Raw genomic sequence first — 20804 nt, 5'->3', positions numbered from 1 at the left:
ACCTTCTTACGGTCCGGCCACGGCAACTGGAGTATGAGCGACGGCGGCGAATCCATCCTGAGGTGTCACGCGTGACGAGCGTCAAAGAGTTCCGCATCGAGGACGCGGCGACCGACGAGGAGTTCGGCCGCGGAGCGTTCGTCTTCACCGACGACTACTCGGTGTTCGACTGGGGGAAGATGCCCGACCAGATCCCCCAGAAGGGCGCGAGCCTCTGTACGATGGGCGCGTTCAACTTCGAACTGCTCGAGAGCGAGGGCGTCCCGACCCACTACCGCGGCGTCGTCGAGAACGGCGACGTCGTCGCCCTCGAGGACGCTTCCCACCCGCCCTGGGAGATGGCAATCGACCTCACGCAGGTGCCGGACCTGCCCCACGAGGGTCGGGAGTACGACTACGAGCACTACCACGATGCGGCCGGCGAGAACTACCTGATTCCCCTCGAGATCGTCTTCCGCAACCGGGTCCCCGTCGGCTCGAGTCTGCGAGACCGAACCGAGCCCGCCGATCACGGTCTCGACCTCGAGAGCTGGCCCGACGAGGCCGTCGACCTTGACGAGCCGATCGTCGAGTTCACCACGAAGTACGAGGAGAGCGACCGCCAACTCGAGCGCGACGAGGCCGACTCGATCGCCGGCAAGGCGTCGATTGGGGACCTCGAGTCGCTCGCCCGCAAGGTCAACCGGATCGTCACCGAGCAGGCCGACTCGGCCGGATTGGTCCACGAGGACGGCAAGATCGAGTGCCTCTACTATCAGGGCGACCTCCGCGTCGCCGACGTCGTCGGCACGTTCGACGAGAACCGCTTCAGCTACGAGGGCACCCAGCTCTCGAAGGAGGTGCTCCGCCAGTACCACAAGCGCACCCAACCCGAGTGGGTCCAAGCCGTCGACGCCGCCAAGGCAACGGCGAAGCGGAAAGACGTCGCCGACTGGAAGTCCCTCTGCGACGAGGAGCCCGAACCGCTCGACGACGACGTCCTCGAGACCGCCAGCGATCTCTACCGCGCCGGTGCCAACGCCTACACCGGCCGGGACGTCTTCGACGCGCCCCCGCTCTCGAGCGCGATCGGTGCAGTACAGCGGCTGTAACGACCGACTTCTGTCGCGACGCTCTCGATCACGCGCGACCCGAGACTCAGTCAAATGGTATCGGTTCGCAATCGCGGTCGGACAAAGTAACCCTCATATTGGGGGACTGGCCACATTCGGACGACCGCAAATGAGCCTCGCTACCAGTGGAGTCACAGCGGGTATCGTCCTGTTCAACCTTACCACCGGCATCACGGCCGTCGCGAGCGCCATGTTGACGCTGTTCGTGCTCGTGATGGTGCTGTTCGCCGCCGCACCGCTGTTCTCGTCGACGTGGGTCGGCCAGCAGGACGTGACGTCGACCGCCGGGTCCCGCGCCGAACCGAGCGACGACTGACGGGCCATTTTTCGGTCGCCGGTCGCGAGTCGACGCGGAGCCACTCTCTTGTCCGTCCGCGACGACGACCGACTATGGAAACGGCAGTTACGGTGTACGGTCCGCTCCGGAGTGCGACCGGCGGAAAAACCGTGACGCTCGAGTGGGCGGGCGGGACCGTCGCGGACGCCCTCGCGGCCATCGTCGAGGCGTATCCGCGAGCGGAGCCCCACCTCTTCGACGGCGACGCGGTTCGCTCGAGCGTCAGAGTCTCGATCGACGGGGAGCGTGCGGGGCTCGAGCGGGCGGTTCCGGACGACGCGTCGCTGACGGTGGTTCCGGCGGTTCAGGGCGGCGCTGCGGAGAAGTGGCCGGCGTGAGGAGAACGTGTCAGGAAGGCTGAACGGGACCTGTCGACGAGCCGCGACGGATTCGATACCGCAGCGGGCTCGATCAAGTAGCGCTTTTCGTGCTCCGATTCGAAGGAGGACCGTGGACCCAGACACTGCTGAGTTCGGGTTCGAGCTCCGGGCCTGCCGGTGGGCCGAACGCGAGTGGCCGCCGGGAGGGGACCCCGCCGGCGACGACACCGCGATCGTCGTCGCCCGCCAACTCGGGACGAAGCGCCGCCGTTGGGACACCATCGTCCTCGAGTGCGATCCCGAGGCTCTCCGCCAGCGAGCGAAATTCGGCCTCGAGCGGCTCGACGATGATCTCCGCCACGTCGTCCGAAACGCCCCCGAAGAGTGGGCCTACTACCGCGACGCGCTTCCCCACCCCGGCTACCCGTGGCGATACGTCCGCGAGGCGATCCACGGCGCCGCCGACCGCGGAATCCTCGAGACCAGAAAGAACGGTAATCGCATCGAGATCCGGCGAAAGTGGGTCTATCCGGACTGGCTCGAGCGGATCGTCGCGATCGAGAACAAGCCGGATCTCGACGCCAGCGCCGCCCGCGCGCTCGCCTCGCAACTCGAGTACGACGTCGCGATGGGGCTGGCCGACGAGGTCTGGGTCGCGACCCGGCAGACGGGCGACGCCGTCGAACCCGCCCTCTTCGAGGACCTCCCGATCGAGGCGGGCATCCTCTCGCTCGAGCCCGATGACCTGACCGCCGCGGTCGAATGGTACCCTCGATCGCTCGCGGTCGACGAGCCGGGGAGCCGGATCCTCGATCGGCCGGCCGGCGGCGAGCGCGACGGCTCCGCCGCCCGCTTCGAGTACGTCGATCCCGACTGGAAGGCCGACAAACGGCTCACGATCGCCGAGCGCGCCTACGAACGCGGCTGGCGCTCGTTCGTCGACACGATGCGTCCCGACTGCCGCCACTTCCAGTTGCGCGCTCGAGACGCGACCCAGGCGCTGCCGTACTGCGCCGCCGAGGACCGGTGCCAGACGGCCGCCGAGTGTTCCGGCTCCTGTGGCGAGTTCGAGCCCGAGCCGCCGGTCTGGCGCACCCGCGGCTGGCCGATCGAGGGCGGCCCCGGAAAACGATCGCAACGGGTTCTCGAGGAGCGCCGGCGGCGACGGCGACCCGGACTGTAGCGCCGCGAACGCTCGAGGCGTCAGTCCGAGACGGCGACCTCGAGGTCGTCGCGCTCGACTGCCAGCCGGAACGTCGGAACGGTGCGGTACTCGACCTCGACGACGCCCTTCCGGCGCAGACTCTGGAGCCCCGAGCGGACGTCCTCGGCCTCGGGGTCGATATCGTACTCGTCTCGGAGCTTGTGGAGCACCGAGACGACGCTCTCGGATCGCTCCTCGGGACCGGCTAGCACCGCGACGATCCGGGCCTGGAGTTCGGGCACGCGGATCTTGGAGGGAGCCCCGTCGGCCTCGGGATCGCTCTCGATGCCCGGTTCGACGTCGACCAGATCGGCCGCCTCCGCGGTCGCGCGGATCAGGCTGTTGTCGTCCCGGAAGTAGTAGTCGCCGAGTTCGTTCTCGAGGTACTGGTGGACCTCGCTGCCGCTTTCCATCCCCCATCGCTCCTGTAGCTCCGAGTTCTTCGTCGGCTGTAGCTCCACCACGTCCGCCAACCGATCCTTGGCCTCCTCCGAGAGCGTCATCGTCAAACCGTATGCGCATCCGGTACTTTTGCGTTGCGTCCCACCGCGGGCTCGAGGTCTCTCGCCTCGCCTCTCTCAGCCGACCTCGTCGAGGAACGACCGCAGGTCCTCGACGAACAGGTCGGGAACTTCCATCGCCGCGAAGTGGCCGCCTTCCGGCATATCGTTCCAGTAGGCGACGTCGTAGACCTCCTCGGCCCAGGCGCGGGGCGTCTTGTACACTTCGGCCGGATAGCGGGCGTGACCGGTGGGCACGTCGACGGACTCCGGCGTCGCCGCCCCCACGTCCGTTTCGTAGTAGAGTCGCATCGAGGCGTTGATCGTTCCCGTCAGCCAGTAGACGCTGAGATTGTCGAGCAAGCGGTCGCGGTCGATCCACGACTCGAGGTCGCCGTCGCAGTCGCTCCAAGTGCAGAACTTCTCGACGATCCAGCCGGCGAGCCCGGCCGGCGAGTCGGTGAGCCCGTACGCGAGGCTCTGCGGTTTCGTCGCCTGAATCTCGTGGTACGCGGTCTCGCCGTCGCGAAACGCCGCGGTCTCGCGGTAGTCGGCCATACCTTCCTCGTCCAGCAGCGCGGTCGGATCGTCGCCCTCGAGCGACGACGGGTTCAGGAAGAGCATGTTCGTGTGGATCGCGTCCACGCGGTCTGGATAGTTCGCAGCCAGGAGAGCGGTGACCAGCGCACCCCAGTCGCCGCCCTGGGCGACGTATCGATCGTAGCCGAGGCGAGCCATCAGTTCGGCGACGGCGTCGGCCACCCGCGGCACGTCGTACCCCCGTTCGGTCGTGGGACCCGAGAACCCGAATCCCGGAAGCGACGGCGCGACGACGTGGAACGCGTCCGCCGGATCGCCGCCGTGGCTCGCCGGGTCAGTGAGCGGACCGAAGACGTCGAGGAACTCCGCGACCGACCCCGGCCAGCCGTGGCTCACGACCAGCGGCGTCGCGTCCGGTTCGGGCGAGCGGACGTGATAGAAGTGGAGCCGCTGACCGTCGATCGTCGTCACGTACTGGTCGAACGCGTTGAATCGGTCCTCGAACGCCGCCCAGTCGAACGCCTCGCGCCAGTACTCACAGAGGTCCCGGAGCGACTCGCGTTCGGTCCCGTACGCCCAGCCCGCGTCGGGGAGTTGATCGGGCCAGCGGGTCCGTTCCAGTCGCGTCCGGAGGTCGTCGATCTCGGCTCGATCGACCGATACCTCGAACGGACGAATCGAGCCGTCCTCTTCCGTCGTCACGGCGAGCCCCCGTTGCCGGTGCCGTCGATTCGTATAGTATTGATAGCAATGCGCATATAGACTGCAACTCGGTCGCGCCACAAAGTAATGCCGCGAGTTCAATCGCTCCCGACGACCGGCACGGAGGCCGTCGCCTCGAGCGTCTCTTCGACCTGCGTATAGACGAGAATCGTCCCGAGCACGGCGAGCGCGGTCCCGAAGACGAACGGGACCTCGAAGCCGAATCCCACCAGCGCGCCCGAGGAGAGCGGGCCGACGGCGATGCCGTAGCCGAAGGCCATCGTGAGCACCGACAGCTTCGAGCCGGACTCGCCCTCGCCGGCGAGGTCACCGACCAGGGCGAGCGACGGGGCGAACACCATCGCAGCGGCGATCCCCTGACACAGCCGCGCGAGAAACATCAGTTCGGAGGAGAGAATGAACCCCTGCACGAGCGTCGTCGGGATCAACAACACCATGCCGGTGACGATGAACGGCCGGCGGCCGTAGCGGTCGCAGGCCCGCCCGATCGGCGTCTGCAGGGCGACCTGCGCGATGATGAACGCCGCGAACTGCAGGCCGAACCAGGTCGCGCCCTGCTCGAGGCGGGCGTTGACCTGGGGCTGGATGGTCGCGAACAGTGCGATCGCGGTCGCCATGAACAGCGACGCGACGCCGAGCGTGAAAACGGGATCGAGCAGATTGGTGCCCGACCGGTCGAGGATCGGAATCGAGAGGTCCGCGCCGGCGTTGGCCACCGTCGACTCGGGGTCGGAGACGAGGATCGTCACCAGGACGTAGCTGATCGTGGCCGTGATCGTCGCGACGTAGAAGGCCGCGTCGAAGCCGTCGACTCTCACCCCGGCGGGGAGCGCGTACGGGCCGCGACTGACGACTGCACCGGCCACCGCCGGACCGGCACCGAAGCCGACCAGTCGGAACGTGTTGTAGACGCCCATGTTCCCACCGCGGTCGCCGGTCGTCGCGAGTTCGTTCACGAGCGCGACCGACGCCGGGATGATGAAGGCGACGCTGACGCCCTGGAGCCCGCGGATGACGAGCAGGGAGACGTACGTCTCGGCGAAGACGTAGATGAGGTTCGTCATCGCGAGGCCGGCGAGCCCAACCAAAATAAAGGGCTTTCGACGGCCGAGACGGTCCGATAGCCGTCCGGTAAACGGTTGAAAACTGCTGTTGAGGAACCCGAACAGGGAGAGGATCACTCCGATGATCATCGACTCGCCGAACCCGAACGTCATCCCGTCGACGACGCCGCTGGTCACGTACAGCGGAATGACGATGATCAGAAACGAGTTCCCGATCCCGTCCGCCATTCGAGCGCCCGCGAGCGCGAGCACCCGACGATCGACGGCGAAGGGTGCGACGATCCGATCGACGATCCCTCGCATCGGCTCTACCTGCGATAGCCCGCCCGATTATAGTTTCGAAACGAAATGTTATATTCCGTGACAGTGTCCCGAATTATCGCGGAGCTACAAGCCTGTCGCCCGCGTTCGTTCGCCCATGTCCGACGTCAAACTCAGCCGCATCGAAACCGTCCTCGAGGACCTCGAGTACCCGATCGAACGGGACCGGGCCGCCGCCGAACTCGAAGACGTCACGCTCCTGCTGGCGGACGGCGAGCGAAACTTGGGGTCGCTCATCGAGCAGAGCGGCAGCGACCGCTTCGAGTCGATGGACGACCTCGAGTCGGAACTCAACAATGTCCTCCCGCGGGAGGCCGTCGGCGAGCCGTATCAGTCCGAGGGCGAGGGGTAGCGCTCTGCGGCGGGAGCGCCGCCGCGACCGATCAACGATCCTAAACAGGTTCCTTAAGTCGCTCCACCTCCGTAGCCCGGACAACGATGGAATTCTGCGACGAATGCGGTTCGATGATGAAAGCCGAGGACGGCATCTGGGAGTGTGGCAGCTGCGGGTATACGGAGCCGAAAGGCGACGCTGATCAGTACGTCATCACCGACGACCAGGAGATCGGCGAGGTCATCGAGTCCTCCGGCGAAACGTCACTGCCCGAGACCGACGCCCGCTGTCCCGAGTGCGGCAACGACCGCGCCCACTGGTATATGCAACAGATCCGGGCGGCCGACGAGTCCGAGACGCGCTTCTTCATCTGTACCGAGTGCGAGCACAAATGGAGGGAGGACGACAACTAACGAAATTTTGCTCTGCGGTCTATCGCGAGCGAGGCGCTCAGCGCCTCGCTCGCGATGTCCCTCGGCAAAATTTCGATTAAAAGCACTCCTCCCTCCGGTCCGTTCACTACGTTCACTTCACATCGGTCGTCGGCCCGCTCGCTCCCTTCGGTCGCTCGCGGTCGTGTCGGGTGACGGCCTGCCCTCCCCCGGATCGCGGACTCCTCGCGTTGCTCGGAGCCCGCTCTCGGCCGCTGTTCTCGAGTTACTGGTAAATCCGAGCTAGAACTGACTGAAAAATCGTCTCGCTGAACGGTGACGCAACTCGAGCAAAGAGAGGCCGCGCTACTCGTTGCGCGCGATCGTCAGATAGCCGGTGTGACCGACGGGGGCGGTCGACGGCCGCGATCCCCGTTCGTCGAACTGCATCTCGCGCTGAATCGTCTCTCGAGTCGTCACGTTCGCGAGGCCGACCTCGCGGGCGGTCTCCGCGACCTCTCGAGTCGACTCGATGAACGGACTGTAGACCGCGACGAACCCGCCGTCGACGAGCAGTTCCGGCGCGTGCTCGACCATCGCAGGCGCGTCGGCCGTATCGAGCGTGAGCACGTCGAACGACGACGGCTCGAGGTCGTCGAGCTGCTCGAGAACGTCACCGGTTCGGACGTCGACGGCGTCCGCAACGCCGCCCAGTGCCATGTTCTCGCGGGCGACATCCGCGAAGTCGGCGTCCTGCTCGTAGGTCACGACGTCGGCACCGGCCCGTGCCATCAGTGCCGTGAGCACGCCCGTTCCAGTGCCGGCGTCAAGCACGCGGTCACCCTGGGCGATCCCCGTCTCGCCGATCACCAGTCCGATGTCGCGGGGAACCATCGGCGCGCCCGTCCGCTCGAAGTGATGAAAGAGGTCCGGCCCTCGCAGTCGGCGGACCCGAAACTCGTCGCCCAGATGCGTCTCGATCGTGTCGCCCGACTGGACGTCCTCCGGGACCTCGAGCACGCCGAGGTCGGTCCCCATCTCGTCGCCGGGTTCGACGAGGTACTCGCGGTCGCCGCGAACGAGCAGGACCGGGACGCGGTCGTCTTCGCTCTCAGTCTCTACTTCGGTCTCCGTCTCGGCGTCGTCCCCGTCGTCCGCGATATCCTCACCGCTCACGCGAGTCACTCGAGGGACTCGACTGCTGCGGCGAGGTCGCCGTCGTTGTCCTCGAGGGCCGCGCGGGCCTCGTCCTCGCCCACGCCGGCTCGCGTGGCGACGAGTTCGACGTCGTCGTCGGGGATCGCCGGACCGGCGTCGCTACCGGAGTCGCCGCCGGCGCTGCCACCGGCCGAGCCGGCCTCGACCTCTTCGGGTGAGCCGATGACCTGGTAGGTCTCCTGGCCGCGGGCGTCCATCTTCGTGACCTCGGCGTCGTCGAAGACGAGGTCGTACTCGTCGGTCCGGATGATGACCTCTTCGGCGTCGATGTCCTCGACGTCGATGCCCATCTGCTCCATCATCTGTTCCATCTTGCGCGGGTTGAGTCCGCCGCCGCCTCCTCCAAACATACTCGACACGTCGCCACCGGCGACCTTTTACTTTGTCGTTCGCTCGAGCGTCACCGCCCGCTCGAGCGCGAGTACTCCGGATCGAAGATCTGCGCCGACATCGGGTCCGGATCGCCCTCGGTGAGGTTGTATCTCGCGAAGTCCTCGACGCCGGCCTCGCGGAGGAACTCTTCGTCGTAGACGCAGTTTCCGGTGAACTCGGCCGGGTCGCGGGTCAGTATCTCCAGGACGGTGTCCGAGACGATTTCGGGCGTCCGCCAGTCGTCCTCGGTCCCCATCTCGAAGTAACGCGTCGCGCGCGTATCGATGGCAGTCACCGGCCAGAAGGAGTTACAGCCGACGTCGTCGTCCGCCAGTTCCTGGGCCAGCGACAGCGTGACGAAGGACATCCCCATTTTCGACCAGGAGTAGGCCGCCGCCCCCGGCGCGCGGTCGATCTCGACTGGTGGCGCGTTCGTCAGAATCCAGGCGTCCGCCTCGGCGTCCCGAAGGTGATCGATGAAGCCCCGCGAGACGAGATAGGTGCCGCGGACGTTGACCTCGTTCAGGAGGTCGTACCGGTCGGCCGGCAGCTCCTCGACGGTCCCCATCTGGATGGCCGAGGCGTTGTTGATGACGATGTTGATCTCGCCCATCTCCTCGATCGCTTCGTCGATGGCCGCGTCGACGGCGTCCTCGTCGCGGACGTCCAACTGGATCGCGTGCGTCTCGACGCCCTTCGCCGCGCACTCCTCGGCCGTCCGGTGAATCGTCCCCTCGAGGTCGGAGTCCGAGTCGTCGACGGTCTTGCCCGTCGAGACGATGTCACATCCCCGTTCGGCGAGCGCGAGCGCGAGTTGCTTTCCGATCCCCCGCGTCGTTCCCGTGATAAACGCGGCTTGGCCGTGTAGATCTGGTTGCTGTCGCATCCGTGTTTGATACACACTGTCACACACTATTAGTCCATTCAAACTCCCGGAGCGTCGACCGACGTTTTCAATCGGTCCCGGCGCGTGGTGTCCCGCAATGGTCGACGAATTCGACGCCCTGCTCGAGGCGTTCGAACTGAAAGACGAGCGCCGGACGGGGTGGGTACTCCGCGGGATCGAATCACCGGAGTCGGTCGCGGCCCATACCTGGGGCGTTGCGACGCTGTGTCTCCTCTACGCCGACCGCGCCGACGGGGACGTGGACCGCGAGCGGGCGGTCTCGATGGCGCTGGTTCACGACCTCGCGGAGGCGCGCACCGGCGATATCGCGACTCGAGCGGACGACGGCGACCAACGGGTGTCCGGTGAAGAGAAGGCCGACCGCGAGCGGACGGCGATCACCAACCTGCTCGAGCCGTTCGGCGGTGCGGAATCGGACGTCGACGCTCGGTCGCTCTGGGTGGAGTACGAGGCCCGCGAGACGCCGACCGCACGCTTCGTCAAAGACATGGATCTGGTAGATAACTGTCTGCAGGCGCTCAAATACGAGCGCGAGAGTCGCTACGACGACACCGACGAGAACGATGCGTTCGACCGGTACGAGAATCTCGACGAGTTCTTCGCGACGGCCGCCCCGCGGCTCCGAACGGGGATCGGCGAAACGCTGTTCGAGGAGGTCAAAACGCAATATGAACGAGAGATCGGGCGGGAGTGTCGGCTGTAGCGGTCTCGCTGTGGCATCGATAGTCGTCGATTCGGCAGCCGTCGGTCACGTCTCCGCGGGCGCGCCCTCGCGGACGTTCACCGCCATCCCCGTCTCGAAGTCCCGAATCGCCCCGGCATCGAGCCGTGCGGTCCCGACCGCGAGCAACTCGCCGCGCTCGTGGACGACCAGCACCTCGTCGCCCGGGCGGATCTCGTCGCCGACCTCGAGGACGAACTTCGTGAAGACGTTCTTCTCGTCGCGGACGAAGGGTTCGCTCTCGTCGTCGACGACGACCCGGTAGGCGGGCTCGGCGAGTGCCGCGTCGAGCCGGCGACCGCCCTCGAGACCGAGGGTGAACCGGCCGTCGGTGCCGAAGGAGACGATCCGACCGGCGTCGGCGTGGACCTGCTGGGGCCGCCCCGAAGAGGTGCGTTTGACCGTCAGCGATTCGGCGGGCGGGAATAGCGCCGCGCCGGCCCCTGACCCGAACTGGTAGTCCGCGATGGTCCGGAGCTGTGGCAGTCCCGCGCTCCCGTCTGTTGCGCTCATTACCTGGAATTCGAGACGGCGGGTCGAAAGCCCTTCGACCTGACTGCACGGGCCGCTATCGGTGTCCCCGCGGTGCAGTCGCCGTCGGCGAACTCAGCCAGCGGCGACGCTGGACGAACCGTCGATTATCAGTCGTCGGGTCGGAATGAAATGGTGAATGTTATAATAACCGATGCGGTACTACCGGCATCGCATGGACGTCACGCAAATCGGGCTCGGGGTCGCCTTGCTCGTTATCGGTACCCTGACACTCGCTGGCCCGGCCGCGCTCGTCACGGGCCCGTTCGTCTATCTTCTGACCGGCGCGACCCTGCTCGTCACGGCATACGCGCTGTTGATCGGCCTCTGGCAGTCCCGGAAACCGAACGCTCGTACCAATTGAAGCGGTCGGTACGATAGACCGACGGCCACGCATCGCCGCTCTCGAGGGGCGATTTCGGTCGACTGCGATCGGGATCTCCCGCCAGTTCAGAGCAGGAACGTCTCGTGGCGATCGCCGAGATCGAGGAACGAGTCGGCCGCGTCGATGAGTTCCTCGGCCGTCGAGGACTGGAATGCCATCACTTCGACGCGGACGCCCTCGTGACGCAAATGCGAGCAGAGCCGCGAGAAGTCGCCGTCGCCCGTACAGAGGACGATCGTATCGACGTGGTTCGCGAGCGTCACCGCGTCCAAACTCATCCCGACGTCCCAGTCGGCCTTCTTCGTGCCGTCGGAGAACGTCTTGATATCCTTGATCTTCGGCTCGAAGCCGATATCGACCAGCGCCTCGAAGAAACTCTCCTCCTCGGGCGAATCCGCCCGGATGACGTACGCGATCGCGCGCGTGAGTTGGCGGTCCTGAACGGCCTTCTCGAGCAGCGCGGAGTAGTCGATATTCCGGCTGTGAAGGCTCTGTGCGGTGTGATAGAGATTCTGCGCGTCGACGAGAACGGCGACGCGCTGCCCGGGATGAATTTCCGTCATACACTAGCATGGCGCGGGCGACCATAAAAAATCGCGGCGTTTGGTCCCGCCGCGGTGCCCGCCGACCGGTGTTCAGTTCCGGAGCTTCTGGATACGCTTTTCCGTCGGCGGATGCGTCGCGAACAACGTCTGCAGGAGCCCCTTCTCGGAGTTGAAGATACACAGCGCGTTCACGCTGTCGTCGATCTGCGACTCGCGGCCCTGCGATCCCTGCGAGATCTTCTCGAGGGCGCGGGCGAGCGGGTCGCCACTGCCGATATACTGGCGGGCGTCCTCGTCGGCGACGTACTCGCGGTACCGCGAGATGGCGAGGACGAAGATCATCACGAGCATCTGTGCGATGTTCGAGAGGACCATGCCGACGATGATCCCGCCGATTCCGCGCTCGCTACTCATGATGTAGACCATGTAGGCGACCCAGCCGACCATCATGGCGATGGAACTGCCCAGCACCATCGCGAGGACGTCGCGGTTCTTGATGTGGGCGAGTTCGTGGGCGATCACGCCCTCGAGTTCGTCGCGCTGGAGGAGGCGGATGAGTTCCGTCGAGACGACGACGACGCCCTTGCCCTTTCGGCCGGTCGCGAAGGCGTTGGGGACGCCCATGTCCATGACCATCAGTTTGGGCTTTTTGATGCCCATATCTCGACAGAGAGAGTCAACCATATGATGTATTTCCTGATACTGGCCGTCTTCGGGCATCGGTTCGGCCTTTCTGGTCGCCGACCACGTCCCGATCTTGTACTGGATGACCGGCAACACGAGCAGTCCCAGCGCCACTAACGGCCACGCGCCGAAGCCGAACATCGCCAGGCCGAAGGCGCCGACGAGCATGTAGAACGCGAACAGGATCGAGCCGACGATCGCCATTCGCACTTTCAGTCCGAAATCTGTCATAGATGCTGGTAAGTAACGCTCGGGCATAAATTACGCGGAATTGTATGTCAGGTATTGAATAGCACGGGACTGATCCGACCGAAGACACAACTAATAAGTCTGGGTAGGCCAGTTGACCGTATATGCGCCACGCCGCTCACCCGACCATCGGTCCCGTCGTGAGTGGTGTCTGCCCTCGTTTTCCGAAACGTAAACGTGCGTAGGTGTGCTCGCGGCGGGCTGGCACTCCGTCCCGGGGACGATTCGACCGCGCACGACTGATTCACGGACGATCACCGACCGTCCACCGATCGGAACCGATACACCCTACCGATTGGGGACGAACACACGACCCAACGACACCGTATCCGACACATGAGTTCACCTATCGACCTTTCGGGCGTCTTCCCGGCGATGTGTACGCCCTTCGACGACGAGGAGCGAATCGACTTCGAAACACTGCGGACCGACGCCCAGCGCCTCGAGGCCGCGGGCGTCGACGGGCTCGTCCCCGTCGGCTCGACCGGCGAGTCGGCGACGCTGACCCACGACGAGCACGTCCAGGTCGTCGAGGCGGTCATCGATGCCGTCGACGACGTGCCCGTCATCGCGGGCACCGGCTCGAACAACACGCGAGAGGCGCTCGAACTGTCCGAGCGCGCCGCCGACGCGGGTGCGGACGGCCTGTTGCTCATCTCGCCGTACTACAACAAGCCCGAGCAGCGCGGGCTGGTCGAGCACTATCGAACGATCGCGGACGCCGTCGACCTGCCACAGATCGTCTACAACGTCCCCTCGCGGACGGGTCGGAACATCGATCCCGACACCGCCGTCGAGCTGGCACGGCACGACAACATCGCGGGGTTCAAGGCCGCGAGCGGCGATCTGGGTCAGATCGGCGAAATCGCCGAACGGACGACCGACGAGGAGTTCGCGGTCCTCTCGGGCGACGACGCGCTCACCCTCCCGACCATCTCGGTCGGCGGGACCGGGACCATCAGCGTCGCAGCGAACATCGAACCCGAGCGGACCTGTGCGATGGTCGGCGCGGCGCTCGACGGCGACTACGAGCGCGCACGGGACCTTCACCACGAACTCGGGCAGCTGTTCCGCGGACTCTTCGTCGAGACCAACCCGATCCCGGTCAAGGAGGCCATGCAGATCCGCGGCTACGGCCCCGCTCGGATGCGCTCCCCGCTCACCCGACTGGCCGACGAGTACCGCGAGGACCTCGAGGCGGTGCTGTCCGACCTCGAGCGCGACTCGGCGGCGGTCGCCGACGCGGAGGGCGATCGATGACGGCGCGGATCGGCGTCACCGGCGCGACCGGCCGCATGGGCCGGGAAGTGATCGCCGCGGCGACGGCCCGCGAGGACTGCGAGGTCGTCTTCGCCGTCAACCGCGATCCCGACGGCGGGACCGTCGACGGCGTCGAGATCGAGTCCGCAGCCGAGTTCGACTCGCTGGTCGCCGACCGCGAGCCGACCGCCGTGATCGACTTCACCGGGCCGGAGTCGGCCGTCGACTACGTCGAGGCGTGCGTCGACGCCGACGTCGCGTTCGTCACCGGAACGACCGGCTTCGACGACGACCAGTACGAGGCGCTCGAGGCGGCCAGCGAGGACATCGCCGTCCTCCACGCGCCGAACTTCGCGCGCGGCGTTCAGGCGCTCGTCAACGTCGTCGGCGAGGCGGTCCGGAACCTGCAGGGCTACGACGTGGAACTCGTCGAGACCCACCACAACGGCAAGCGCGACGCGCCGAGCGGCACCGCGAACCGGCTGCTCGAGGAGATCGAAGCCAACGGCGACTTCGGCGAGCGCACGCACGGCCGCGAGGGCGAGTCCCCCCGGGAAGAGGCCGAGATCGGCGTTCACGCGCTGCGCGCGGGGGAGATCACCGGCGAACACGAGATCCTCCTCGCGGGCAATCACGAGGAGGTTCGGCTCACGCACCGTGCCGAGGATCGCGGCGTCTTCGCCGCGGGCGCGGTCGACGCGGCGGTCTGGATCGCCGGACAGAAGGCGGGGTGGTACGACTTTTCGGACGTGATCAGCGAATGAGCGCACTCGAAACCGAAATCGACGAGCTGTGGGAGCGCAAACAGACCGACGATATCAGCGCCGAGACCGCCGGCGAGGACGCGTACGCGACCCTCGACGCCTTCCTCGACGCGCTCGAGGCGGGCGAGGTCCGCGCCGCCGAGAAGTCCGGCGGCGAGTGGGAGGCCAACGAGTGGGTCAAGCAGGGCATCCTGCTCAACTTCGGCCTCCGCTCGATCGGCCAGTACGAACACGGCGGCACCACGTACAACGACGTCCTGCCGCTCGCGGACTCGAGCGAGTACGGCGACCGCGGGAGCCGCAACACGCCGGACGGCACGGTCGTCCGCCGCGGCGCGAACATCGGCTCTGACTGCATCCTGATGAGCCCCGCGTTCGTCAACATCGGCGCTCGCGTCGGCGACGGCACGCTCGTCGACTCCTGCGATACGGTGGGCTCGTGCGCCCAGATCGGCGACAACGTCAAGCTCGGCGCGAACACGCTCATCGGCGGCGTGCTCGAGCCGGTCGAGGACGCGCCGGTCATCGTCGAGGACAACGTCTCGCTCGGCGCTGGCTGCCGGGTCACCAGCGGCTTCGTCGTTGGCGAGAACAGCGTCGTCGGCGAGAACACGCTCCTGACGCCGCGCATCCCCGTCTACGACCTCGTCGAGGAGGAGGTCCTCTACGGCGAACTGCCCGCCGACCGACGCGCCTTCACCCGCTTCGTCGAGTCCTCGATCAGCGACCACGACCTCTTCGAGGGCGGGGCCTACAAGCCCGCCGTCGTCGCGACGGATCTCGAGACGGAGACGCTCGAGGCGACCGAACGCGAAGACGCGCTTCGCGAGTAACGTCGTCAGCTGCCGGTTTTCTCCGGGACGAGTCGGGTCTCTGACATCGGCTTAGCGGCGCTCGTCCCCGACGTAGGTCACCTCGACGCGCCGAGAGAGATACCCGAGCAGCGAAAGCCCGAGCAGCGGCGCGAGATACGTCAACAGGAAATCGAGACGGCGTGCCGCCAGAGACGGGTCGCTCTCCTCGGTCAACGTAACGTACTGGAACGTCCCGTCCTCGAGTCGGAGCAGCGTATCGGGACTCTCGACCTCGCGGTGGGATCGGGCGTCGCCGCTCCGTGCGGCCTCGGCGACGGTCGGCGACACCTCCTCGGCCGTCATGGGGCGACTCACCTCCTGTAGCACCTGCTCGAGCGTCGTCCGCTCGAGCGCCAGATCGATGCGGTAGCCATCGCTCCGTAGGGCCGACTCGTTCGCGATGTAGATCGTCTCGTAGACGGTCCCGTTGAGGAGGATGTACTGGTATCGGTCGTAGACCGGCGGCCGTACGCGACCGGAACTCCCGTAGTAGATGTCCGTCGGGACGGTCCGATTCTCGAGCAGTGATCGCTCGAACGCACACGGTCGGACCTCCCAGGGTATCCCGTCCGTACAGGCGATCTCGTCGCGAAGCGGCGTTTCGTGCGATACCATGTCGCTGTCGGCATAGTCGATGCTGCCGTTGTCGGCCGTCACCGCCGTTCGCTCGTACCGATAGGTCGGATCGTCCAAGTGCAACGGGAGCACCCACAGCGGCGCAGCGAGCAACCCGAGCGCGAGGAGAGCGAGACCGACATCGCGACGGATCGAGGGGGAGGGCATCGGGCGAATGTCCCGAGAGCAGCGAGATAATATTTATTATCTAACCAGGAGGTAGTGTATGATATCTGGGCGGACCGTCAGATCGCGGAGTGAGACGGTGGCCCGGAATCCAAACCTTGAATTCTCACGGTCACTTGGACATGACAATGACTGACGCCGCGGATTCGTTGCCCGTTCGCCGCCTCTCCGACTGGGACGCGGCCGAACTGCAGGGACTCGCCGGGGAGTACGGCTCGCCGCTGTACGTCCTCGACCTCGAGCGCGTCCGACAGAACTACCGGCGGCTCGAGGCCGCCTTCCCCGACGCCGACATCCTCTACGCGGTGAAGGCGAACGCGCTGGGCGACGTGCTCTCGGCGCTCCGCGAGGCCGGCGCTGGCCTCGAGTGCGCCTCCGCCGGGGAAGTGCAACGGGCGCTCGAGGCGGGCGCGTCCGGGTCCGAAATTCACTACACGGCGGTCAACCCGCCCGCGGGCGACCTCGACTGGATCGTCGACGTCTGGAAAGACCACCCGGAGCTGACGGTCACCGCCGGCTCCGAGGACACGATCGACCGCCTCGCCGACCGCGGCTACGACGGGCGGCTCTGTCTGCGGGTCAACCCCGGCATCGGTGCCGGCCACCACGAGAAAGTGCGGACGGGCGCCGCCGCGAAGTTCGGCGTCCCGGCGGAGCGCGCGGTCGACGTGCTCGCCGACGCCGCCGACCGCGGCTTCGACGTCGTCGGGGTTCACGCTCACGTCGGCTCCGGCGTCTCGAACGATCAGCTCGACGCCCACCGGGAGTTCGTCGCGCGGGTGGGAGATCTCGCTCGGGAGGTGAACGAGGCGCTACGCGCCTCGGATAGCCGAACGGGGAGCGAAGCGACTCGTGAGGCGAGCGAGGCGGTGGGAAGCCTCGAGTTCGTCGACGTCGGCGGCGGCTTCGGCGTGCCGTACCGCGAGGACGAGGCCCCGCTGGACCTCGAGTCGGTCGCGGAGGCCACGCGGGACGCGCTCGGCGAGATCGACGCCGAACTGACGATCGAACCCGGCCGCTACTTCGTCGCGGACGCGGGCGTGCTCCTCACCGAGGTGAATACGGTCAAGGACGCCCGCGAGACGACCGTCGCCGGCGTCGACGCGGGGATGACGACCCTGATCCGGCCGGCGATGTACGACGCGTACCATCCGATTCGGAACCTGACGGCCGACGCGGAGGAGGTCGCCTCGAGCGATCGCATCGAGCACGCCGACGGGCGCGAGACGGTTCCGCAGACGGTGGCCGGCCCGATCTGCGAGAGCGGCGACGTTTTCTGTGCTGAGCGAGAACTACCAGTAAGCGAACGTGGGGACATCCTCGCAATCGGCAACGCGGGGGCCTACGGCTACGAGATGGCAAACCAGTATAACACCAGACCCCGACCCGCATCGATCGTCCTCGAGGACGGCGATGTCCGGCTCGCTCGCCGCCGCGAGACCGTCGACGACGTGACGCGGGTCGAACGCGAAGCGCGGAGCGCTTCGAACGCAGACCGAAAGAACGACCACGACCGAGCGAGCGACACCGACAACGGACGCGTACGATAGCACGATGAGTATCCCATTCCAGAAGTACCACGGTACCGGCAACGACTTTCTAATTATCCACGCGGACGAACACGTCCCCGATCGGGGCGCACTCGCCGAGCGCGAGTGCGATCGGACCGACGGCGTCGGTGCCGACGGGATCCTCTTTCTCGCGCTCGAGGAGACGTTCAATCCGCCACGCGTCGTGATGACGCTGTTCCAGCCCGACGGCGCGACGGCACCCATGTGCGGCAACGGCGCTCGCTGCGCCGCCGAGTGGGCGATGGATCGAACGGGCACCGAGAGCGTGATGATCGACACGCAGGCGGGCACGCTGCGCGCCGACCGCGACGGCGAGGACGTCGTCATCGAGATGACCGACCTCACGTTCGACCCCGCGGCGGTCCCGGTCGCAGCCGACGAACCGGTCCTCCGCGAGGAGATCGAGGGCCTCGAAGTCTCGGTCGTCAACACCGGCGTTCCCCACGCCGTGAGCTTCGTCGACGACGTCGACGACGTCGACCTCGAGGCGGTCGCGCCGCCGGTTCGCTACGCCGACGCCTTCCCCAAGGGAACGAACGTCTGTCTGGCGAGTCCCGACGGCTCTGGCGGCTTCCGCCAGCGCACCTACGAGCGCGGCGTCGAGGGCGAGACCGACTCCTGTGGCACCGGCGCGGTCGCCATCGCCGTCGCGGCGCGTCGCCTCGGCCTCACCGACGCCGACCCGGTCGACGTCAGCCCGCCGGGCGGCGACCTCCGAGTGAGCTTCAACGATCGCGGCCGGCCGACGCTCGCCGGCCCCGTCGAACACGAGTTCGACGGCGAAGTGGCCGTCCACTCCCCAGTCGAACTGTGACGGGGGCCGGGTCCGCCGACGAAGCCGAGCGCGACGGCGCGTTCGATCCCATCGCCTTCCTCGAGACCGCCGTCCAGTTCCCTTCCCACGAGGATGTCGGACCGATGCGGGAGTTCCTCTGCGAGACGCTCGCGGATCGCGGGATCGAGCCTCACGTCGACGACGCCGGGAACGTCCTGGCGAGTCGCGGCGTCACGAAGAGCGAGGCCGAGACGCACGTCGTTTTGAACACCCACATCGACACGGTCTCGCCGCACGTTCCCTACGAGCGCGACGCGGACGCCCCCGAGGCAGAGGGGGGCCCCGTCGTCCGCGGTCGCGGCTCCTGTGACGCGAAGGGACCGCTCGCGGCCCTGCTCTCGGCGTTCTTCGCGACCGAGCCGACCGACGGCCGCGTCACGCTCGCGATCACGCCCGACGAGGAAGTGCTCTCGACGGGGGCCGACGCGCTCGTCTCAGGCGACGAGTCGCCCACGCGGGACGCCGACGCGGTGATCGTCGGCGAACCGACCGATCTCGACGTCTGTACGGCCGCGAAGGGGCGATTCCAGGGGACGATCCATCTCTCGGGAGCGAACGCTCACGCCGCCGAACCCGAAACGGGGACCAACGCCGTCGCCGCCCTCGAGCAGGCGCTCGAGGCGATCCGAACCTTCGGGGACCGCGCGGATGCGCCGCCGGCCCACCCCCAACTCGGGGCGGCGACGCTGACGCCGACCGTCGTCGAGGGCGGCGAGGCCACGAATCAGGTGCCCGCCGACTGCGCGCTGACGGTCGACCGGCGGAGCGTCCCGCCGGAGACGGCCGAGGAGTTCCGCGAGGCGCTGACCGCCCACCTGCGGGCCGCCGTACCCGACGGCGTCGGCCTCGAGTTCCGCTTTACCGATCGGCCGACGCCGTTCCTCGAGGCGTGGGAGACCGACCCCGACGCACCGGTCGTCGATATCCTCGCGGCTGCGGCCGGCGGCGAGGTGCGTCCGTTCACCGCGGCGACGGAGGCCTCTTACTTCGCGGCCGACGCCCCGACGGTCGTCTTCGGCCCCGGCGTGCTCGCCGACGACGAGGGAGCCGTCGCGCACGCGCCTCGGGAGTACGTGCGCGTCGACGCCGTCCGCGAAGCGGCGCGGGCGCTCGAGGCGACGTTGAGCGAACTGGTCGCGTAACGCCGTTCCGATTGTCGGTAGCAGACGATTTAACCGACGGGTCGGTGTACAACGGGATCCATGGGTAGCGACTCGGACGCCGTCACACGGCCGGCCGACACGATGCGCGAACGCGTCGGCGAGACCCGCGTGAAGGTCTGGTTCCTGATCAGCGCGAACCGCTGGCTCGTCACCGGCGTCATTCTCGCGGTCACGTACGCGCTGCTCCTCGTCTTTCACGTGTTCGGCCCCACCGAACCGCGACAGCTCACTGCCACCAGCAGCATCACGTCGCTGTTCGGCTCGATGGTGATCGCCATCGTGACGAGCGTGACGCTCGTCCTGTCGATCTCGCAGTTCGTCCTCGCCGGGGAGATCGGCCCGCTCGGGGAACAGCGCGAGCGGATGACGAACGAGACCGAGTTCCGCGAACAGGTCGAAGACGCCGCGAACATCGGTGTGAGCCCGGTCGAACCCGCTCGATTCCTCCAGACGCTGGTCGAAACGGCCGAGACGCGTGCGCGGAGCCTCAACGATATCATTGCCGAGGGCGATCGCCCGGAGCGACTCGAGGAGATCGCCGCGTTCACCGACGGTCTCATCGACCACAGTCAGACCGTCAGCGACGACCTGACGGACGCGGACTTCGGCTCCTTCGAGACGCTGCTGCCAGTCCTGAACTACAACTACTCGTGGAAGATATTCACCGCGCGAACGCTTCGCGACAAGCACGCCGAGTCGCTGTCGGCCGAGGCCGACGCGGCCCTGGAGGATCTGATCGAGTCGTTGCGGTTCTTCGGCCCGGCGCGGGAACACTTCAAGACCCTCTACGTCCAGTGGGAGATCATCAACATCTCTCGCGGCGTCCTCTACGGCGCGATGCCGGCACTGGCGATCGCGGGCTACATGATGCTCGAGTTCGACGCCGCGCAGGTCACGGGGTCGGTGGCCGGCATCAGCACCGCCTACCTCGTCGTCAGTGCGCTGTACGTCCTCACGCTCTCCCCGTTCGCCGTGTTGCTCGCGTATCTCCTCCGCGTCCTCACGGTCATGAAGCGGACCCTCGCCATCGGGCCGTTCATCCTCCGGGAAACGGAGCAACTGGAGCCGGTCCGCCACGAGGATCCGAGCGAGGTTCGGGCGAAGGAGCGGTGACGATC

General features: G+C 66.9%; 25 protein-coding genes. 15 read left to right on the top strand and 10 right to left on the bottom strand.

Features of this window, described 5'->3' with window-relative positions; all coding sequences use genetic code 11:
- The first annotated feature begins 71 nt into the window (after nucleotides 1-71).
- The 4 genes from LDH66_RS11785 to LDH66_RS11770 all read left to right on the top strand — a co-directional run bounded on the left by LDH66_RS11785 (nucleotide 72) and on the right by LDH66_RS11770 (nucleotide 2952).
- Entirely contained in the window at nucleotides 72-1091 is a 1020-nt protein-coding gene (locus LDH66_RS11785) for a phosphoribosylaminoimidazolesuccinocarboxamide synthase (RefSeq protein WP_226481270.1), read from the top strand.
- 130 nt (nucleotides 1092-1221) lie between these two features.
- Nucleotides 1222-1428: a hypothetical protein gene (locus LDH66_RS11780; RefSeq protein WP_226481269.1), complete on the top strand. Its 207-nt coding sequence runs from the start codon at nucleotides 1222-1224 to the stop codon at nucleotides 1426-1428.
- Nucleotides 1429-1502: 74 nt separating this feature from the next.
- Entirely contained in the window at nucleotides 1503-1787 is a 285-nt protein-coding gene (locus LDH66_RS11775) for a MoaD/ThiS family protein (RefSeq protein WP_226481268.1), read from the top strand.
- A 112-nt stretch (nucleotides 1788-1899) separates the two neighbouring features.
- Nucleotides 1900-2952, top strand: a complete 1053-nt coding sequence (locus LDH66_RS11770) for a DUF5787 family protein (RefSeq protein WP_226481267.1) — start codon at nucleotides 1900-1902, stop codon at nucleotides 2950-2952.
- 20 nt (nucleotides 2953-2972) lie between these two features.
- Here LDH66_RS11770 and LDH66_RS11765 read toward each other — a convergent pair whose 3' ends face one another.
- The 3 genes from LDH66_RS11765 to LDH66_RS11755 form a co-directional block, all read right to left on the bottom strand.
- The gene (locus LDH66_RS11765; protein WP_226481266.1) at nucleotides 2973-3476 is read right to left on the bottom strand and encodes a DUF5797 family protein; all 504 of its coding nucleotides are present in this window, start codon (nucleotides 3474-3476) and stop codon (nucleotides 2973-2975) included.
- Nucleotides 3477-3551: 75 nt separating this feature from the next.
- Entirely contained in the window at nucleotides 3552-4715 is a 1164-nt protein-coding gene (locus LDH66_RS11760) for an epoxide hydrolase family protein (RefSeq protein ID WP_226481265.1), read from the bottom strand.
- Nucleotides 4716-4813: 98 nt separating this feature from the next.
- On the bottom strand, nucleotides 4814-6103 hold the full coding sequence (locus LDH66_RS11755) for an MFS transporter (protein ID WP_226481264.1): 1290 nt from the start codon (nucleotides 6101-6103) through the stop codon (nucleotides 4814-4816).
- A gap of 115 nt (nucleotides 6104-6218) precedes the next feature.
- Between LDH66_RS11755 and LDH66_RS11750 the strand changes: the two genes are divergently transcribed.
- The gene (locus LDH66_RS11750; RefSeq protein WP_226481263.1) at nucleotides 6219-6473 is read left to right on the top strand and encodes a DUF5789 family protein; all 255 of its coding nucleotides are present in this window, start codon (nucleotides 6219-6221) and stop codon (nucleotides 6471-6473) included.
- An 86-nt stretch (nucleotides 6474-6559) separates the two neighbouring features.
- The gene (locus LDH66_RS11745; protein ID WP_006429196.1) at nucleotides 6560-6868 is read left to right on the top strand and encodes a transcription factor S; all 309 of its coding nucleotides are present in this window, start codon (nucleotides 6560-6562) and stop codon (nucleotides 6866-6868) included.
- 324 nt (nucleotides 6869-7192) lie between these two features.
- Here the strand turns inward: LDH66_RS11745 and LDH66_RS11740 are convergent, their stop codons facing one another.
- From LDH66_RS11740 to LDH66_RS11730, 3 genes are read right to left on the bottom strand one after another with little or no spacing between them, the layout of a single operon-like run.
- Nucleotides 7193-8011: a methyltransferase domain-containing protein gene (locus LDH66_RS11740; RefSeq protein WP_226481262.1), complete on the bottom strand. Its 819-nt coding sequence runs from the start codon at nucleotides 8009-8011 to the stop codon at nucleotides 7193-7195.
- Nucleotides 8008-8394: a nascent polypeptide-associated complex protein gene (locus LDH66_RS11735; RefSeq protein WP_226481261.1), complete on the bottom strand. Its 387-nt coding sequence runs from the start codon at nucleotides 8392-8394 to the stop codon at nucleotides 8008-8010. Before LDH66_RS11735 ends, LDH66_RS11740 begins: the two co-directional genes overlap by 4 nt.
- Before the next feature lie 50 nt (nucleotides 8395-8444).
- Nucleotides 8445-9302, bottom strand: a complete 858-nt coding sequence (locus tag LDH66_RS11730; protein ID WP_226481260.1) for an SDR family oxidoreductase — start codon at nucleotides 9300-9302, stop codon at nucleotides 8445-8447.
- Nucleotides 9303-9399: 97 nt separating this feature from the next.
- Here LDH66_RS11730 and LDH66_RS11725 point away from each other — a divergent pair, with 97 nt between their 5' ends.
- Complete coding sequence (locus tag LDH66_RS11725) at nucleotides 9400-10026, top strand: HD domain-containing protein (protein WP_226481259.1); 627 nt, start codon at nucleotides 9400-9402, stop codon at nucleotides 10024-10026.
- A gap of 45 nt (nucleotides 10027-10071) precedes the next feature.
- Here LDH66_RS11725 and LDH66_RS11720 read toward each other — a convergent pair whose 3' ends face one another.
- On the bottom strand, nucleotides 10072-10557 hold the full coding sequence (locus tag LDH66_RS11720; RefSeq protein ID WP_226481258.1) for a PUA domain-containing protein: 486 nt from the start codon (nucleotides 10555-10557) through the stop codon (nucleotides 10072-10074).
- A gap of 193 nt (nucleotides 10558-10750) precedes the next feature.
- Between LDH66_RS11720 and LDH66_RS11715 the strand changes: the two genes are divergently transcribed.
- Nucleotides 10751-10939 (top strand): hypothetical protein, encoded by a 189-nt coding sequence (locus LDH66_RS11715; RefSeq protein WP_226481257.1) that lies wholly within the window; start codon nucleotides 10751-10753, stop codon nucleotides 10937-10939.
- 86 nt (nucleotides 10940-11025) lie between these two features.
- Here the strand turns inward: LDH66_RS11715 and LDH66_RS11710 are convergent, their stop codons facing one another.
- Nucleotides 11026-11523: a LabA-like NYN domain-containing protein gene (locus tag LDH66_RS11710; protein WP_226481256.1), complete on the bottom strand. Its 498-nt coding sequence runs from the start codon at nucleotides 11521-11523 to the stop codon at nucleotides 11026-11028.
- A gap of 72 nt (nucleotides 11524-11595) precedes the next feature.
- Nucleotides 11596-12420: a M48 family metallopeptidase gene (locus LDH66_RS11705; RefSeq protein WP_226481255.1), complete on the bottom strand. Its 825-nt coding sequence runs from the start codon at nucleotides 12418-12420 to the stop codon at nucleotides 11596-11598.
- Nucleotides 12421-12774: 354 nt separating this feature from the next.
- Between LDH66_RS11705 and dapA the strand changes: the two genes are divergently transcribed.
- The 3 genes from dapA to LDH66_RS11690 are packed head-to-tail and all read left to right on the top strand — an operon-like array spanning nucleotide 12775 to nucleotide 15295.
- Nucleotides 12775-13698: a 4-hydroxy-tetrahydrodipicolinate synthase gene (gene dapA / locus LDH66_RS11700; protein ID WP_226481254.1), complete on the top strand. Its 924-nt coding sequence runs from the start codon at nucleotides 12775-12777 to the stop codon at nucleotides 13696-13698.
- Nucleotides 13695-14462 carry a 4-hydroxy-tetrahydrodipicolinate reductase gene (gene dapB / locus LDH66_RS11695; protein ID WP_226481253.1) on the top strand — a complete coding sequence of 256 codons (768 nt, stop codon included), beginning with the start codon at nucleotides 13695-13697 and terminating at the stop codon, nucleotides 14460-14462. Before dapA ends, dapB begins: the two co-directional genes overlap by 4 nt.
- The gene (locus LDH66_RS11690; RefSeq protein ID WP_226481252.1) at nucleotides 14459-15295 is read left to right on the top strand and encodes a 2,3,4,5-tetrahydropyridine-2,6-dicarboxylate N-succinyltransferase; all 837 of its coding nucleotides are present in this window, start codon (nucleotides 14459-14461) and stop codon (nucleotides 15293-15295) included. The genes dapB and LDH66_RS11690 overlap by 4 nt, the downstream gene beginning before the upstream one ends.
- A gap of 51 nt (nucleotides 15296-15346) precedes the next feature.
- Here LDH66_RS11690 and LDH66_RS11685 read toward each other — a convergent pair whose 3' ends face one another.
- Nucleotides 15347-16099 (bottom strand): DUF8127 domain-containing protein, encoded by a 753-nt coding sequence (locus tag LDH66_RS11685; protein WP_226481251.1) that lies wholly within the window; start codon nucleotides 16097-16099, stop codon nucleotides 15347-15349.
- A 146-nt stretch (nucleotides 16100-16245) separates the two neighbouring features.
- On the opposite strand from LDH66_RS11685, the gene lysA reads away from it, so the two are divergent.
- Genes lysA through LDH66_RS11665 form a run of 4 tightly spaced genes read left to right on the top strand, consistent with a single transcriptional unit; the run spans nucleotide 16246 to nucleotide 20799 of the window.
- The gene (gene lysA, locus LDH66_RS11680; RefSeq protein WP_226481250.1) at nucleotides 16246-17667 is read left to right on the top strand and encodes a diaminopimelate decarboxylase; all 1422 of its coding nucleotides are present in this window, start codon (nucleotides 16246-16248) and stop codon (nucleotides 17665-17667) included.
- A gap of 4 nt (nucleotides 17668-17671) precedes the next feature.
- On the top strand, nucleotides 17672-18502 hold the full coding sequence (gene dapF, locus LDH66_RS11675; protein ID WP_226481249.1) for a diaminopimelate epimerase: 831 nt from the start codon (nucleotides 17672-17674) through the stop codon (nucleotides 18500-18502).
- Complete coding sequence (locus LDH66_RS11670; protein WP_226481248.1) at nucleotides 18499-19665, top strand: M20 family metallopeptidase; 1167 nt, start codon at nucleotides 18499-18501, stop codon at nucleotides 19663-19665. The genes dapF and LDH66_RS11670 overlap by 4 nt, the downstream gene beginning before the upstream one ends.
- 60 nt (nucleotides 19666-19725) lie before the next feature.
- Nucleotides 19726-20799 carry a DUF7972 family membrane protein gene (locus LDH66_RS11665; protein ID WP_226481247.1) on the top strand — a complete coding sequence of 358 codons (1074 nt, stop codon included), beginning with the start codon at nucleotides 19726-19728 and terminating at the stop codon, nucleotides 20797-20799.
- Nucleotides 20800-20804: the final 5 nt, after the last annotated feature.

Source organism: Natrinema amylolyticum, from assembly GCF_020515625.1.
Classification (GTDB): Archaea; Halobacteriota; Halobacteria; order Halobacteriales; family Natrialbaceae; genus Natrinema; species Natrinema amylolyticum.
This window is presented reverse-complemented; position numbering and strand designations above follow the sequence as displayed.